Origin of the sequence: Granulicella sp. dw_53 (genome assembly GCF_018449545.1) — a bacterium.
Lineage (GTDB): Bacteria > Acidobacteriota > Terriglobia > Terriglobales > Acidobacteriaceae > Edaphobacter.
In genome coordinates this window covers 252191-267499 of the sequence record NZ_JAAVUR010000006.1, presented here as the reverse complement: position 1 = coordinate 267499, position 15309 = coordinate 252191, and the positions used below count along the sequence as shown (strand labels likewise).

Below are 15309 nucleotides of genomic sequence, written 5' to 3'. Positions count from 1 at the left end.
GCCGGCGATCTTGCCCAGGCGCAGCTAGGCATCCTCCTCCACAACTCTTTCTGTGAACCACCGCACTCGTACGAGGAAGGTTGGCTTCGTCCAGAATGAGCGTTCATCTTGTAAACCCCAGCGATAATTCGTTTGGCACCGCCGTTATTACGCCTCGCTGGCTCTTCGTCCTCGCTGCCGCAACCCCTGAATCCGCTGGGGATCCCATTCTGGTCGACGAGTCCCTCGAGCAGATCGTCCCCGAGAGCATCACCCTCGGCGATATCGTCGGCATCAGCGTCCACACCGGCAACGCCCTCCGCGGCTACGAAGTAGGCCGCATCGCCCGCGCCCGCGGAGCCTGGGTCGTCTACGGTGGAATCCACGCCACCCTCTTCCCCGAAGAAGCCTTCGAGCGCGGCGAAGCCCACGCCGTAGTCAAAGGCGACGGCGACATCGCCTGGGGCAACGTCGTGCGCGACTGCGTCGCCGGCAACCCCGGCAAGATCTACGAAGGAGGACGCATCGAAGGCAGCCAGTTCCTCGCCGCCCGCTGGGACCTCATGCCCCGCGACAAGTACATGTGGGCCTCCGTCCAGACCATCCGCGGATGCCCCAAGCACTGCTCCTTCTGCAGCGTCTGGCGCACCGACGGCCAGCAGCCCCGCCAGCGCAAGTTCCAGTCCGTCATCGACGAGATCGTCAACCTCCGCCGCATCGGCTTTCGCTTCATCGCCCTCGCCGACGACAACTTCTACCCCGTCACCCTCACCGACCTCCGCCTCGCCCGCGAACAGAACAACACCGCCAAGCTCGAAGAGCTCACCGCCATCCGCGCCGAGCGCTTCCAGCTCATGGCCGAACTCGCAAAGCTCCCCAAGGACATGGTCTTCTTCACCCAGATCACCATGGAGGCCGGCGAAGACGGCGAGTACCTCGACGCCATGCGCAAAGCCAACATCAAGGGCGCGCTCGTCGGCGTCGAAGCCGTCACCCCCGAAGGCCTCAAGGCCGTCTTCAAGGACTTCAACTACTCCGGCGAAGCCCTCGCCCGCCAGCTCCAGACCTTCAAGAAGCACGGCGTCCACGTCCTCGGCTCCTTCATCTTCGGACTCCCTACCGACAAGCCCGCCACCTTCGACGCCACCGTCGAGATGGCCCTCAAAGCCGGCGTCACCTTCGCCCAGTTCGTCATGATGACGCCCTTCCCCGGCACCATCGACTTCGCCCGCTGGGAAAAAGAACAAGCCAAGGCCCCCGAAGTCGTCGCCACCCCCACCGGCGACATCCCCATCACGCGCTACTGGCTCATCCCCACCGCCATCCGCCCCAAGATGTTCACGCCCCACCCCTCCATGAGCTCCAGCGAGATCAGCCAGCGCACTCAAAAAGTCTGGGACCGCTTCTACGACTGGCCCTCCATCTGGCAGCGCTCCGCCTGCACCCCGACCCTGCGCGCCCGCGTCGCCTTCATGTTCCTCTCCAAACTCTACCGCCAGATGTACGCCGGCACTGGCATCTCCACCGACAGCGCCCGCCGCAAGAAGTCCAAGAGCTGGGCCCGCTGGACCGCCAAACAATGCCGCAAGCTCTTCCAGGCCAGCCCCATGCCCGAACTCCAATCCCCCGCCTGGGAACGAGCCTTCGCCACCCCCAACCTCCGCCGCCCCGCCTTCCTCGGCAGCGACCCCCAGGAGAAGTCCGCCCCCTTCGTCGTCATCCCCTGACTCGTCTCAAGAGAAGATAGAAGACCCGCGAGCAACCAAAATTTGTCATCCTGACTGCACCCCTCGCAGCCTCCGCGAGTGGCGCAGTCGAAGGACCTGTGGTTCTTCCGAAGCGCCAAGGAATCTTCCGCACACCCAGACCCATCCAACAAACACGCACCTTGAGAAACACGCATCCTGGCATCCGAAGAGCCGGACACCATGCACCCCACCAAAGCCCACCTCACCACCCTAACCGCGCTCCTCCTCCTCCTCACGACGACCCTCACCGCCCAGCAACCGCCGCCACTCATCGTCATCGGCTTCGCCGGCGGATTCATCAAACGCACCAGCACCATCCACGGCGAGATCGAGCTCGCCCACCATCTCCGCCTGAAGTACGGCTCCGCCATCCACGCCGACATCTTCGAGAACCACCACGGCGACGACGCCCACCGCGAGATCCTCCATCTCCTCTCCTCCAACGGAACCACCCCCACCGAAGCCGAAAAGCAATCCGCCCGCATCGTCCTCTACGGCCACTCCTGGGGAGCCTCCGAAGCCGTCGCCGTAGCCCGCCAGCTCCAGCGCGACAGCATCCCCGTCCTGCTCCTCATCGAGGTCGACGGCGTCCCCAAGCGTCCCCACGACGACTCCATCGTCCCCGCCAACGTCGCCCGCGCCATCAACTTCTACCAGACCGAAGGCCTCCTCCACGGCCGTCCCCTCATCCACGCCGCCAATCCAGCCACCACCCAGATCATCGACAACATCCACCTCACCTACAAGAACAACCGCGTCCCCACCGCCGGCTACCCCTGGTTCGCCCGAACCTTCACCCTCCGCCACATCCAGATCGAAAACGACCCCCGCGTCTGGAACCAGGTAGAAGCGCTCATCCTCGACCACCTTCCACCCACCCTCCCCCATTAGTGCAATGCGGGCCGAGTGGACAAAGTGATACGCTGAAGCCCGTTCTTCCTCGGGTGAAGTGTAGCGATGAACGTAGTCCTCACAGGCTTCTACGATTACCGTCTCGTTGCTCTCTCCATCGTCATCGCCATTCTCTCGGCCTACACCGCGGTAGAGCTCGCGGAGCGCGTAACCCCCAGCACAGGCCTGGTTCGATTCGCATGGCTCAGCGGCGGAGCCTGGTCGATGGGAGTCGGCATCTGGGCCATGCACTACATCGGCATGGAGGCCTTCCGCCTTCCCGTCCCCGTCCTGTACGACCTGCCCACCGTCGGCCTCTCGATGCTCGCCGCAATCTTCGCCTCCGGAGTCGCCCTCTACCTCGTCAGCCGCCCCACCATGGGCATCCTTCTCACCTTGGCCGGAAGCATCTGCATGGGCGGCGGCATCTCCGCCATGCACTACATCGGCATGGAAGCCATGCGCCTGCCGGCCATGTGCCTCTACTCCCCCTGGAAGGTCGTCCTCTCCGTAGTCCTATCCATCCTGATCGCCTCCTTCGCTCTGCGGCTGATCTTCAAACTCCACGACGGAGCCTCCGCACTCGCCCCCCGCAAACTGATCAGCGCCCTCGCCATGGGAGCCGCTATCCCAGTCATGCACTACTCCGGCATGGCCGCCGTCACCTTTATGTCCGTGCCCTTGGACAAGGGCTTGGACAATAGCCAGATGAGCCATGCCATCAGCATCTCGCGCGTCGGCCTCATCGGCATCGCCCTCACCACCACGCTCATCCTGGGCTTCATCGTAATGACCGCGATCCTGGACCGGCGAGCCTCGCTGGCCAACATGCGCAACCGCGCGCAGATGGTGGACGCGATCCCCGTCGGCGTCTCCTGGGCCTCCCTCATCGATCAGAAGATCGTCTACACCAACCGCATGTTCACCGAGCTCTTCGGCTATCGCATCCAGGACCTCACCTCCACCGCAGAGTTCGTCGCCAAAGTCCTCGCCGAGCCGGAAGATCGCGACCGCGCAAAAGCACAGTGGGACAGATACCTGGGCGAAGAACAAAGAGGACGCCGCATCCAGGGCAAGGAGTCCACCATCGAGCCCATGGAGCTCAACCTGCGTTGCAAAGATGGCGCCATCAAGACCGTCCTGCACAGCGGAGTCATCCTCCCCGACCTCGGCTGGGCCATGGCCATCTTCGTCGACATCAGCGAGCGCAAACAAAACGAACAACTGCTGCACGAGGCCGAGAAGGCCATGATCAAAAACCAGGCCATCTACCAGACGCTGCTCAGTCACTCCCGCGAGATGGTCGTCCTGGCTCCCCTCGACACCAACGAACGCTCCGTCTCACCCGCCGTCTTCAGCATCACCGGTTGGACACCCGAGGAGTACCTCCGCAAGGAACGCGCAGACCTGATCCATCCCGATGACCTCTCCTCCGCCATGCAGACACTTCAGCGCATCCGCGATGGAGAACTCTCCCAGAGCTACCGCTACCGCGCAGCCCGCAAAGACGGCAGCTATCTCTGGGTCGAAGCATTCACCAGCAGCTACTTCGATCCCGACAGCCACAAGCCGCTGGGTTTCGTAGCCACCATCCGCGATATCCAGGAGCAGAAGCAGCAGGAAGACCAATCCGCAAAAGAGCGCCTGCAGCTATCGAAGTTCGCTCGCGAAGACGAACTCACCGGCCTGACCAATCGACGAGCCTTCCGCCAGACCCTGCAGGAAGAGGGCCGCAGACAAAGCCGCTCCGCCAACACCCTCTCCCTCCTCATCCTCGACATCGACTACTTCAAGCAATACAACGACCTCTACGGACATCTCCGCGGCGACATCTGCCTCAAACGGGTCGCCGACACGCTTCGCTTCTCACTCAAACGCGAAGCCGACCTCGTGGCCCGGTACGGCGGAGAAGAATTCGTCATACTGCTCCCCACCACCGACCAGCAAGGCGCAACCGCCGTGGCCAAGAACATCCTGGCAGCAGTATCCAGCCTGGCAATAGAACACAAGGGAAGCCCCTTCGGCCTGGTGACGGTAAGCATCGGCGTAACCACCTGGCCCGCCGCAACCCAGGTAAACGACGAAAGCTTCCTCGAAGAAGCCGACATCGCCCTCTACTCCGCAAAACACTCCGGCCGCAACACCTACAGCATCGCTACCGACGAAGTAGTAGGCACCTCCTAACCCCAACCTTTTGCAGGAGCAGCACAAAAGCGGGTGCCCCACCCTTTTTGCAGCTTCATCGCAAATAGGGTGGGGTATCGGGCGAAGCCCGACCGCCTTCTTTTCCTGGCCCCAACAGCCCGGGTGAACGCACTGAAGGACCCCCTGTATTTCCCCGTTGCCATTACCTCGAACCAAAACCACCCTCCCATCCGCTAAACTGGCAATCCGAAAACCAACACCCCACAGAGGACACCATGCTCTCCAACGCCCCACTCATCACCTTCATCCCCACCAAAGACGCCACGCTCGCCCGCAGCTTCTACCAGAACACCCTAGGCCTGCACTTCATCTCCGACGACGAGTTCGCCATCGTCATGGAAGCCGCCGGCACCATGCTCCGCATCGTTCGCGTAGGCGACTTCACCCCCGCGCCCTTCACGATCCTCGGATGGCAAGTCGACGACATCGAAGCCACCGCCATCGAAATGGCCGCCAAAGACATCCACCTCTGCCGCTACCCCCACCTCCAACAAAGCCCCATCGGAGTATGGACCGCCCCCGGAGGAGCCAAAGTAGCCTGGTTCAACGACCCCGACGGCAACACCCTCTCCATCTCCCAACACCCATAACCAAGAAGCAGGGGAAGCGCCTAATAGCTCCGCTGATACATCCGGGAAATCCGATCATGCCACCCCAAACGGTCCGTATCCGCCCAGCTCCACACCAGGCCCAACCCCAGGGGACAAGCCGAAACCAGAGTAGCCAGAATCCGCCGCCGCATCTGCCGCCGCGTAGGATTCTCATCCGAGAAGGTGCAAAGCCCGATCCGCGCATACCGCATACCCGGAGTGGCCTCTGAAAAAGTAAAGAACAACCCCTGATAGAGCGCCGACAGGAAGAGAAATGTAAATCCAGTCACGGCAACCAGCGGCCCAATCTCCGTCAACAGCGCATGTCCAGGAGCAGCCGACAAAGCAATCGCCCTCAACCCCAAACCTGGAATCTTGCCGATCGTCACGATCGCAGCCGCTGCAAACACCAGCATTCCAGCCAGCACAATCGCCGTATCGAACGCCGCAGACAGAATCCGCAGCTCCAGCGGAGCAGTCATCAGCACCGGAACCGCAACCGAAAGCGTCTCCAGCTCCACAGCCTGCACCATCGTCGGAGCAATCACCGGCTGCGCATCCAGCAGGATCGACGACCACTCAGGGGCAGCCGAAGCCATCGCCGGAGCAGCCGACATCTGCGTCGGTTCCACCTCGAAGATCCGCAACTGAGCCGACTGCAGCTCGTCCTCCGAATCCTCACGCAGCGGACCTTCCGCCAGTCGCGGTCGAGCGCGTCGCGCAGCTATCAATTGCCGAGGGAACTCGATCAGGTTCGCCGGAATCTCCGTCGGCGCAACCGCCTCCTCGAAGTTAGGCGACTGCCGAAAGGCGATCTCGTCATCCAGCGCCAAACCCTCGTCATCCAGCGGATCGACCCGCGGATGCGGATACGAGGTAGTAAAGGACTGCCGAAGCGTCGGCCCAACCTCCTCATACAGCCGAACCGTAATCGGACCCTGCGGAGCCGCCGGAGCAGCCGCTGCAACCGCCTCCACACTCGGCGCGAAGCCGAAGGCAGGCGTCGTAGCCGCCGAATCCGTCATCTCGCCCTGTTCGACACTCTGGGAGTAGCTGTCCAACTCCTCCAGCAGGTTGAGCTGCGCCTCAGCCACAGCTCGAGCCGTAACCGCAGCGACCTCCGCAGCCGCCTCAGCCTGGCGAATCGCCGTCTGAGCCTCCGCGGCCAGGAAGGAGCGGTAACTCTCCGAGTGAGCATAGCGCTCCGCCACCGTAGCCGCGATACGTGCAGCTCGAGCCCGCGTAGGCGACGCAATAGGAATCGGCGCCGGAGGAGCAGGCACAGGACGCTGCCGCCGCGCACGATGAGCCGCCAGCCGAGCGGCGACCTCTTCCTTCAACGCAACGCTCTCCTTCAGCCCGAATAAAGAGTCTGAATCAGAGTTCGGACCGGGGCCTTCGGGAAGTAGATCGTGGCGTGTATCCAGCTGTGCGGAGCTCATTGTGCTCAAAACCTTAATCCTGCTTCCGGGAAATCGTTTAGCCTCAAAGGGTGGGACGTTTGACACGATACAAAAAGGAACGGAACGACACGGTGCATCCAGGGAGTTGCGGCCTGACTCCGATACGGTGGATTGCCGAAGACAGGGTGAAGCTTTTGCAGGTAGAACGTACCGCGGGTGTGAAAAATCGAGTCTGGCGGATCTCTCACTTAACCAGAGCCCGGCGGTTACTTTACAGCGTTTACTTCTTCATAACTATCACGGCGGTAGCGGTTCGTCATCCGCAGGTATGGGCGCAGGAGGTAACGAATCAGGCAACCCCCCAGAGCAGCCTGCCGAATGAACCATCCACCGCGAGTTCCAGCTCCGATTCGGAGCAATATCCAATCGCCCAGGTCCTGCCTGGTCCGGACGATTCGACCAAGGTCGTAATCGAGTCCTCAGGTCCACAATCCAAGATCGGCACCAAGTTCATCCTCGACAACGACGTCGTGATCACCTACGGCGACCGCAAGGTCCAGGCCGACCACGTCGAGTACGACACCGAGACAGGCGACCTAGTCGCCACGGGACACCTCAAAGCCACCGGCGGAAAGAACAACGAGATCATCTCCGCCAGCCACGGCACCATGAACGTGAAGCAGCAGACCGGCCGGTTCTTTGACGTCACCGGCTCCGTAGGACTGAAGCAGACCGGCCCCAAGAGCAAGCTGGTCTATGCAAACAGCAATCCCTTTCTCTTCTCAGGAAAGATGGTCGTAAAGACAGGGCCGCAGGAGTACGAGATCTATGACGGCACCGTAACCTCCTGCCTGCTTCCTCACCCCGACTGGCTGCTGTCCTCCGGCAAGTTCGTGGTGAACTCCGAAAAGGCAACGGCAACCAACAGCATCTTCAAGCTCCTGAATATTCCTCTGCTCTATCTTCCCTACGTAACCCACCCGGTCGACGAGGAGGGCCGCCAGACCGGCATCCTGCTCCCCGTCATCGGAGAGTCTTCCACCAAAGGCCTGGTGATTGGCGAACAGGTCTACTGGGCGATCAACCGCAGCATGGATATGACGGTAGGCGTGGAGTACTTTTCGCGCAGAGGATGGGCTCAGTCGGCCGCCTTTCGCTACAAGGGTGTCGGAAATGACTTCGTCACGTCCCGCTACAGCGGCCTGCTCGATCGCGGATACGTAACCGGCGGAATGTATGTCAATCAGGGCGGTCAGGACTTCACCCTGACCGGACGGCACGACTTCGTCCCCGACACCGGTACGAATCAAACGCGCGTGGCAGCGGATGTAGAGTATCTGAGCTCCTATCCCTATCGCGAGGCGTTTACAGAGAACTTCAACCAGGCCGTATCGACAGACATCCTCTCCACCGCCTACGGCGTGCATCAGGTGGACGGCTACAGCATGGACATACGTGCCGACCGGTACCAGGGACTGAAGCGCGTACCGACAGCGACTGTCACCGAGCAGCAGGTAAGGATCTTTCATGCCCCCTCGATCGACCTCGACACGACCGACCACGCCCTGGGCATGACCGGCCTTCGTTGGAGCGTGGAAGCCTCCGCCGCCGGATTAAAGCGCGCTGAGCCCTTCTTCGTCTCCAGCGGAATCGTCGAGCGGCTGGACGTGCATCCAGTCCTCTCCTACCCCTTCGCAGCCGCAGGATGGCACGTAAGACCGTCCGTCGCCCTTCGAGACACCTTCTACAGCAGAAGCAGACTCCCGTTCGTACTTGGCGCGCCCCAAGTGGAGAGCGTCAGCCCTATCAACCGCAGCGACGTCGAAGTAGAGCTGGATATAAGGCCCCCCGTGATCGAGCGGACCTTCACCTCCGGCTTCGTACGCAACCTGCTGCACCGCGACTTCAGGCACACCATCGAGCCGGAGTTCACCTACCGCTACGTCTCGGGAATCGGAAACTTCCAAAGCCTCCTCCGCTTCGACGATATCGACGTCGCCAGCGACACCAACGAGCTGGAGTACGGAGTCACGCAACGTCTCTTTCTCAGGCCCGGAAAGAAAGGGCCATGCAACGCCTCCATCGTTCCGGACGACCCAAGCAATGCCCGCATCAAGGACGACGGAGACGTCGTCGCTCCCATCAAATGCGGAGCGCGCGAGTGGATAAGCTGGCGCGTCACCCAGAAGCGTTTCTTCGACGAGCTCTTTGGTGGCGCCGTAATCCGTGGCCGCCGCAACATCCTCGATTCGACCTTGAACTTCTCCGGAATCGCCTTCCTCACCGAGCCCCGCGCCATCTCCCCCCTGGTATCGCGCCTGCGTGTGCGAGCCTCGGAGAAGGTCGACGTCGAGTGGAATTTCGACCTTGATACCGGCGCGAAGAAGTTCACGTCCAACAATGTGCTCGTCGATGTGCACGAGGGCAACACCTTCGCCGGAATGAGCTATGCCCGGCTGAACGCCCCCGGACGGTCTTACACCCAGGGCATTCCCTCCGCGACCTCCGACTTCAGCCAGTTGCGTCTGCTCCTGGGCTACGGCTCGCCCAGCAAGCCAGGCATAGGAGTCGCCGCGAACGCTGGCCTCGATCTCAAGCAGGGCATGATCCAATACGCGGCGCTGCAGACCTCCTATAACTGGAACTGCTGTGGTTTGAGCATCGAATACCGCAAATACGAGTTGGGATCGGTCCGAAACGAGAACGCCTACCGCTTCAACTTCACCCTTGTGAACATTGGAGCGGCCGGCAACCTGCGGCGCGCCGAGAGATTGTTCTAGCCTGCAATGCAGTGCGCACGGTGGACCTATAAGCTTCGCCTCCCCGGGCTTTGCGGGCCGGTAGAATGGCCACTGCGTGAGATAATCGAGGTATTGTGCTGACTGCCGTAAGGACGTTCCGTGTCGCTCTTTTCGCCCTCTCCTTGGCTGCTGCCGGCTGTCACGCACAAGTGCCCGCGCAAAGCGCACAGTCGTTGTCGCCCGAGATGGCCCGGCGCGTCGAGGTGCTGATTCGGTCCAAGTCGAACGTCCCTCCCGACTACACCATCCAGATCGGTACGCGCAGCAAAAGTCAGGTCCCCGGCTTCGATGAAATTCCAGTGACCTTCCAGGCCAACGGCCGGTCGACCAAGCCAGTGAACTTTCTGCTCTCGACAGACGGCAACACCTTGGCGCAGTTTACGAAGTTCGACATCAGTGCGGACCCGAAGACCTTCGTCTCACCCGCGAACCGTCCGTCACGCGGCGGTCCTGCAAACGCCCCGGTCATGATCGTGGAGTTCGACGACCTCGAGTGCCCCTTCTGCTCGAAGATGCACGCCCAGCTCTTTCCAGCCCTGACAGATCGCTACAAAAATCAGGTCCGCATCGTCTACCGCGACTTCCCGTTAGACATCCATCCCTGGGCGATGCGCGCAGCCATCGACACCAGTTGCGTGGGCGCGCTCAGCAACGACGGATACTGGAATCTGGTGGACTACATCCACGCTCACGCTGCAGAGCTGGGTGGCGAAGAAAAAAGTATCGCCAAGGCCAACGCCACATTGGACTCGTTGACCGTCGACGAAGGCAAACGGCAGAAGGTAGACGCCGCGAAGTTGAACGCCTGTATCGCAAAGCAGGACGATACCGTGGTCAAGGCAACGATAAAAGAAGCGGAAGCTTTAGGAGTCGATGCGACACCGGCGCTGTTTATCAACGGTGAAAAGCTGTCGGGCGCTCAGCCGATGGAATTTCTGTACCGGATGATCGACGACGCCTTGCGGGCCGAGGGTCAGGTTCCACCACCGCCGGTTACTCCGGCCAGCACGGCTGCTCCGGTCCCCACAACAACTCCGGCAGCGAAGCCCAGCAACTAGGAAAGAATGCAGGAGACTCAAGGCGTGCACACAGTATCGAAAGAAATCATTCCGTCCTTCCCGGCTCGCAGCTTTAACTGGGCGATGTCCTCTGCCATGCCCTACTCGGCCGCTCTTATGCTTGCCGTTGCGCTGGTGCCGGTGACAGGTTGTAATCGCGGCCACAGCGCGGATGTCCTCGCGACTGTAAACGGACACGCGATCATGAAGCCCGATCTGGACAAGGCCTACGCGGCCCAGCTCGGCGAGGCTCAGCAGCAGCAACAGCAGCCCACCCACGAACAGGCCGACTCCCTGCGCCTGAACGTGCTCCGTGAGCTGATCGACGAAGAGATCGTCCAGCAGCGCGCCGCCAAGATGAACCTCACGGCCAGCAACGAAGAGGTAGACGCCAAGCTCGCCGAGATGAAGGCTCCCTACACCGAGGAGCAGTTCGACCAGCGGCTGAAGGCCAGCAACCACACCCTCGACGACGTGAAACACGACCTGCGCCGCTCCCTCACGATGGAGAAGCTCCTGAACAAGGAGATCAACTCCAAGATCACCGTCACCGACGCCGACGTAACCAACTACTTCACACAGCACAAGGCAGAGTTCAACCTGATCGAGACGCAGTACCACCTCGCCCAGATCCAAGTGACCAGCGTGCCCTCGCCTCAACCGGGAAACCTGCAGGGCAGCAAGGCCACCAGCGAGGATGAGGCCAAGAAGAAGATCCAGGCCTTGAAGAACCGGCTCGACAGCGGCGAGGACTTCGGCTCCATCGCGATGAACTTCTCCGAGCGTGCCGAGACCGCCCCGAACGGTGGCGACATGGGCTTCGTCGCCGAGTCACAGATGCACGCCGATCCAATGGTCTTTGCTGCGATCACCAAGCTGAAGGCCGGTGGCATCACCGACATCCTCCCCTTGCTCGACGCCCAAAGCAAGAAGACCATGGGCTACTCCATCTATAAACTCATCTCCCGCGAACCCGCCGGACAGCGCGACGTAAACGATCCTCGCGTGCAGCAGGCGATCCGTCAGCAACTCCGCGATGGCCGCTCACAGCTATTGAAGAACGCCTACTTCGAGATGCTGCGCGACCAGGCCAAGGTCGAAAACTTCCTCGCCGAACAGATCTTCAAGAACGACGCCCACTAGACCTTACGCCCCTTACGAACGACCTACTGAAAGCTGAGACCTTCATGAGTCAGCCTCCTGTACGCTTTGCCATTCTGGGCTTCGGCCATCATGCAGTCCGTCGTCTGCTCCCCGCATTTGCAAAGAGCGAGAACGCCGTCCTCACCGGCATGTGGCGCAGGGACGCTAGAGCCGCCGCGCAGAACTGCGCGGAGCACAACATCCCCCACTGCTTCGCCACCCGCGAAGAGCTCTGCGCCTCCCCCGACGTCGATGTAGTCTTCATCACCTCGCCCGACTCCATGCACAAAGAGGACATGCTGCTCGCAGTCCAGCACGGCAAGGCTGTGCTCTGCGAGAAGCCGCTCGCCATGAACGGCAACGACGCCGAAGACATGGCCTCGGCCGCCCGCGCAGCCGGACTCCTCTTCGGCGTCGGCCAGAACTTCCGCTACAACCGCAGCCTCGAGTGGATTCGCACCCAGATACGCGCCGGCGCAATCGGCGAGCCTCAACTGGCCTACGCCCTCTACGCCTATCCCGCCAACCTCGCGCCGCGAAAGTGGATCACCGACTCCAGCCTCGCCTGCGGAGGTCCGATCGCCGACGTAGGAGTGCACTGCATGGATGCGCTGCGCTTCGTCCTCGATCGCGAGATCGAAAGCATAGAGACCCTCGCCCGGACCGACGCCGCCTCAGGAACCTTCGACGCGATAGCCAACCTGCAACTTGAGATGACAGGCGGCGTATACGCCAACGTAAGCGTCAGCGCCCGCGCCCCCTACCGGACTCTCGTCGAGGTGACCGGATCGGACGGCGTTCTGATCGCCGAGAACGGCCTGACGGTCGACCGCCCCGTAGAACTCGTCCTCCGCCGCGCCGGCCAGCTCATAGAAAACACCACCCTCGACAACGCCGACGGCTACATCCGCATGTTGGACGGCTTCGCCTCAGCCTTCCGCGGCGAAGGAACCTTCGAAGCCTCCGGCGACGACGGCGTAAAAAACATGCGCGCCCTGGACGCCGCCTACAAAAGCTGGAGCAACCAAAAAAGAGAAAAAGTCTAACCCACCCACAAGTCACACCGAGAACCATCTCTAACCCAGCCACAAAAGCAAACGTCAACGAGAACCATCTCTCAACCAGGCACAAAAGCGGGTGCCCCATCCTATTTGCAGCTTCATCGCAAATAGGGTGGGGTATCGTGCGAAGCACGACCGCACTCCCTCCCCAAACCAAAATCCCCAGGACACCAATACCCTCCCCAAGCCACAGCGCCTAGCCACCAGACCCCACAAATTTGGACCACCGAACCCCCACAAATTTGTCATCCTGAGCGAAGTAACTCGCAGCATCATCGCGAGTTACGCAGTCGAAGGACCCGCGGTTGCACTTGCTGTTGCTCGTTCTAGCCGTCGCTCTCCTCAACCCAAGCACAAAAGCCCGGGTGCCCCATCCTTCGCGCCTTTGTCTCTAGCGAAGGGTGGGAAGTAAAACCTTCCCAAGCCTATTCCCCTCTCCGCAAACTTCCCAAACCCAAAAATCCTGTCAAGCCCCAAAACCCCGCAAAAACCCCACAACCCAATAAAAACAAACCAGATAATAAATAAAACAAACTGGCACATTAGTTATAGCCCACCCGATAAAATAGAAGAGTAATCAAAAGAAAAAGCCCCGGGATAAACCGGGGCTTCGCTCTTTAACAAAAGAATCCGTAACTCCAACGACTGCACGTATTTAGCCAAAAGCCGTTTGTTTGGACATATTTGGAGACCCAGGCAATCCCTATCCCCCTGCGAACAAACCACTTACACGCAGGCAAGGGGGAGGGGGTGCTAGTGCACAGCCGTAGCCAGAGAAGTAGTCCCACTCCGGTGCGCGGTCATAAGATCCCGTGGAGGCATGGGAGCAGGCGGCAGGTACTTCTTATAGACACTGATATGGAAGCAAGCCTGCTGAAACTCCTCCTCCACATCGACCTTGCCCTCCTGAACCAGAGGCAGAAGATAGCCCCGCATCCAGGCGATCTGCGTAAGCGTAAGTCCATGCTTCGCCAGATCCACCGCCTGACCGGTCAAGTGCGGCGAAGCAGTATCGCCCTCGGCAGGCGCGGCATTCCCATTGGTCCGAAGCAGCCGCTGCTGGAACTCAACCGTTCGCACGGCAGAGTTGACCTGCAGCGGAGTATGAAACTGCGTGTAATACGCCCGCGCCATCACCGTAAGAAACTGCGCGGTCCAAGGACGGCAGTAGCGGCGGTTCGCCGGGAGACGCTCATCCACCACCAGCGTATCGCTAACCGGAAGTGCTACCAGCAGCCTCTGGCCGCGAAGCTCGATAATATCTTCGTCATCGCGAATGCGGTCGAGCCCATCGCGATCGGCAACCTGATTCTGACGAAGCAGAATCTCGTGCGAACCCTTCATCGGCGGCGGAACGATCAAGCGGCCGCGCTTGTTATAAAGCGAAGGAAGCAGCACCGGCGTCGAAGCCGCCTCGGCGACCGTCGGAAGATCCGGTCTCTGCGCGGCAGGACGAATCACGCTGAGAACCGAGACAGACTTTTCCGCCGAAGGATGATTCGAATTCTCTCCGGACACAACAGCCTGAGGCGAAGCCTCCGGAGCCGCAGCCGCAGGAGTAGCCGCCTGGAGGAAATCCGAGGAACTAGCCTTCCTGCCAATCTCACTGGAAGCCTTGGAAACCTTCGGAACTGCATGCCGGCGATTCTTGCCATGGACACGCACGATCGTCACAGGAACAGCGTCGTCCATCACCTCGTGATGTTTGCGCCGATGCTTCCCCTTGGGTTTGGCCTCGGCCTTAGGACTAATCTTAGCCTTCGGATTTTTCTTGGAAGGAGCAGCAGGTGCAGCAGCCTGGACGCGCGTCTTATGTACGGTGTTCTTCGGGCGTGCGTAGAGCGAAGGAGATAGAGACAGGACTGCGAGCGCCAGGACGGCAGTAATGGGGGCGGTTGCGCGCATAGTGATTTAGGAGGCGCAGAGACGCCAGAGCAAGTCCTACTTTAGAGACCGGCTTCCCCCAGTGTAAGTGTTGAGCTGGGTTCCGTATACTCTTGAGTTAACGGAGGGGTTATGCGGTTCGGGATAGCCGGAGTCATGCTTGGAGCTATCCTATTGATAGGATGCGATTTGGGACCACCAAAACCTCACGTCGACTACGACCCCGCTAACCCAGGGTTCTACACCCAGGACGTACTCCCCATCTTCCGCTCCAACTGCTTCCGCTGCCACGGAGGCATGAATCGCAAGGGCCAGCTCAGCATGCAGACCCGAACGGGAATGATACGCGGCGGCAAACATGGCACAGCCTTGATCCCCGGCGATCCTACAGCGAGCCTCATGGTGCAGCTCATCCGCCACGAAGGTCCAAAGGACAACCCCATGCCCATGCCCGACAAGCGCAAAAAGCTCTCCGACGCCGAGATCGCAGTAATCGAGCGCTGGATCAAAGCTGGCGCCATCATGCCGACAGACCCTAAGAACTAA

At 60.8% G+C, this 15309-nt stretch carries 11 protein-coding genes; 9 read left to right on the top strand and 2 right to left on the bottom strand.

What is annotated here, in order from left to right:
• The first annotated feature begins 95 nt into the window (after nt 1-95).
• The 4 genes from HB393_RS11675 (at nt 96) to HB393_RS11660 (ending at nt 5413) form a co-directional block, all read left to right on the top strand.
• Nucleotides 96-1706, top strand: a complete 1611-nt coding sequence (locus HB393_RS11675; RefSeq protein ID WP_213805346.1) for a radical SAM protein — start codon at nt 96-98, stop codon at nt 1704-1706.
• Between the two features lie 201 nt (nt 1707-1907).
• A complete protein-coding gene (locus HB393_RS25185) occupies nt 1908-2618 on the top strand; it encodes a hypothetical protein (RefSeq protein WP_255550999.1) in 711 nt (236 codons plus the stop codon).
• A gap of 66 nt (nt 2619-2684) precedes the next feature.
• Nucleotides 2685-4802, top strand: coding sequence for a diguanylate cyclase (locus HB393_RS11665; protein ID WP_213805345.1), 2118 nt, complete (start codon nt 2685-2687; stop codon nt 4800-4802).
• Between the two features lie 236 nt (nt 4803-5038).
• Nucleotides 5039-5413: a VOC family protein gene (locus tag HB393_RS11660; protein WP_213805344.1), complete on the top strand. Its 375-nt coding sequence runs from the start codon at nt 5039-5041 to the stop codon at nt 5411-5413.
• Between the two features lie 20 nt (nt 5414-5433).
• Here the strand turns inward: HB393_RS11660 and HB393_RS11655 are convergent, their stop codons facing one another.
• A complete protein-coding gene (locus HB393_RS11655; protein ID WP_213805343.1) occupies nt 5434-6855 on the bottom strand; it encodes an RDD family protein in 1422 nt (473 codons plus the stop codon).
• Nucleotides 6856-6914: 59 nt separating this feature from the next.
• On the opposite strand from HB393_RS11655, the gene lptD reads away from it, so the two are divergent.
• From lptD to HB393_RS11635, 4 genes are all read left to right on the top strand, one after another.
• Nucleotides 6915-9596 (top strand): LPS assembly protein LptD, encoded by a 2682-nt coding sequence (lptD, locus tag HB393_RS11650; protein WP_255550998.1) that lies wholly within the window; start codon nt 6915-6917, stop codon nt 9594-9596.
• 95 nt (nt 9597-9691) lie between these two features.
• Nucleotides 9692-10675 carry a thioredoxin domain-containing protein gene (locus tag HB393_RS11645; RefSeq protein WP_213805342.1) on the top strand — a complete coding sequence of 328 codons (984 nt, stop codon included), beginning with the start codon at nt 9692-9694 and terminating at the stop codon, nt 10673-10675.
• A gap of 24 nt (nt 10676-10699) precedes the next feature.
• Nucleotides 10700-11818, top strand: coding sequence for a SurA N-terminal domain-containing protein (locus HB393_RS11640; protein ID WP_345945157.1), 1119 nt, complete (start codon nt 10700-10702; stop codon nt 11816-11818).
• Nucleotides 11819-11862: 44 nt separating this feature from the next.
• Nucleotides 11863-12864, top strand: coding sequence for a Gfo/Idh/MocA family oxidoreductase (locus tag HB393_RS11635; protein WP_213805341.1), 1002 nt, complete (start codon nt 11863-11865; stop codon nt 12862-12864).
• Nucleotides 12865-13632: 768 nt separating this feature from the next.
• Here HB393_RS11635 and HB393_RS11630 read toward each other — a convergent pair.
• Nucleotides 13633-14784, bottom strand: a complete 1152-nt coding sequence (locus tag HB393_RS11630; protein WP_213805340.1) for a DUF5715 family protein — start codon at nt 14782-14784, stop codon at nt 13633-13635.
• A gap of 168 nt (nt 14785-14952) precedes the next feature.
• On the opposite strand from HB393_RS11630, the gene HB393_RS11625 reads away from it, so the two are divergent.
• Nucleotides 14953-15309, top strand: coding sequence for a c-type cytochrome domain-containing protein (locus tag HB393_RS11625; protein ID WP_255550997.1), 357 nt, complete (start codon nt 14953-14955; stop codon nt 15307-15309).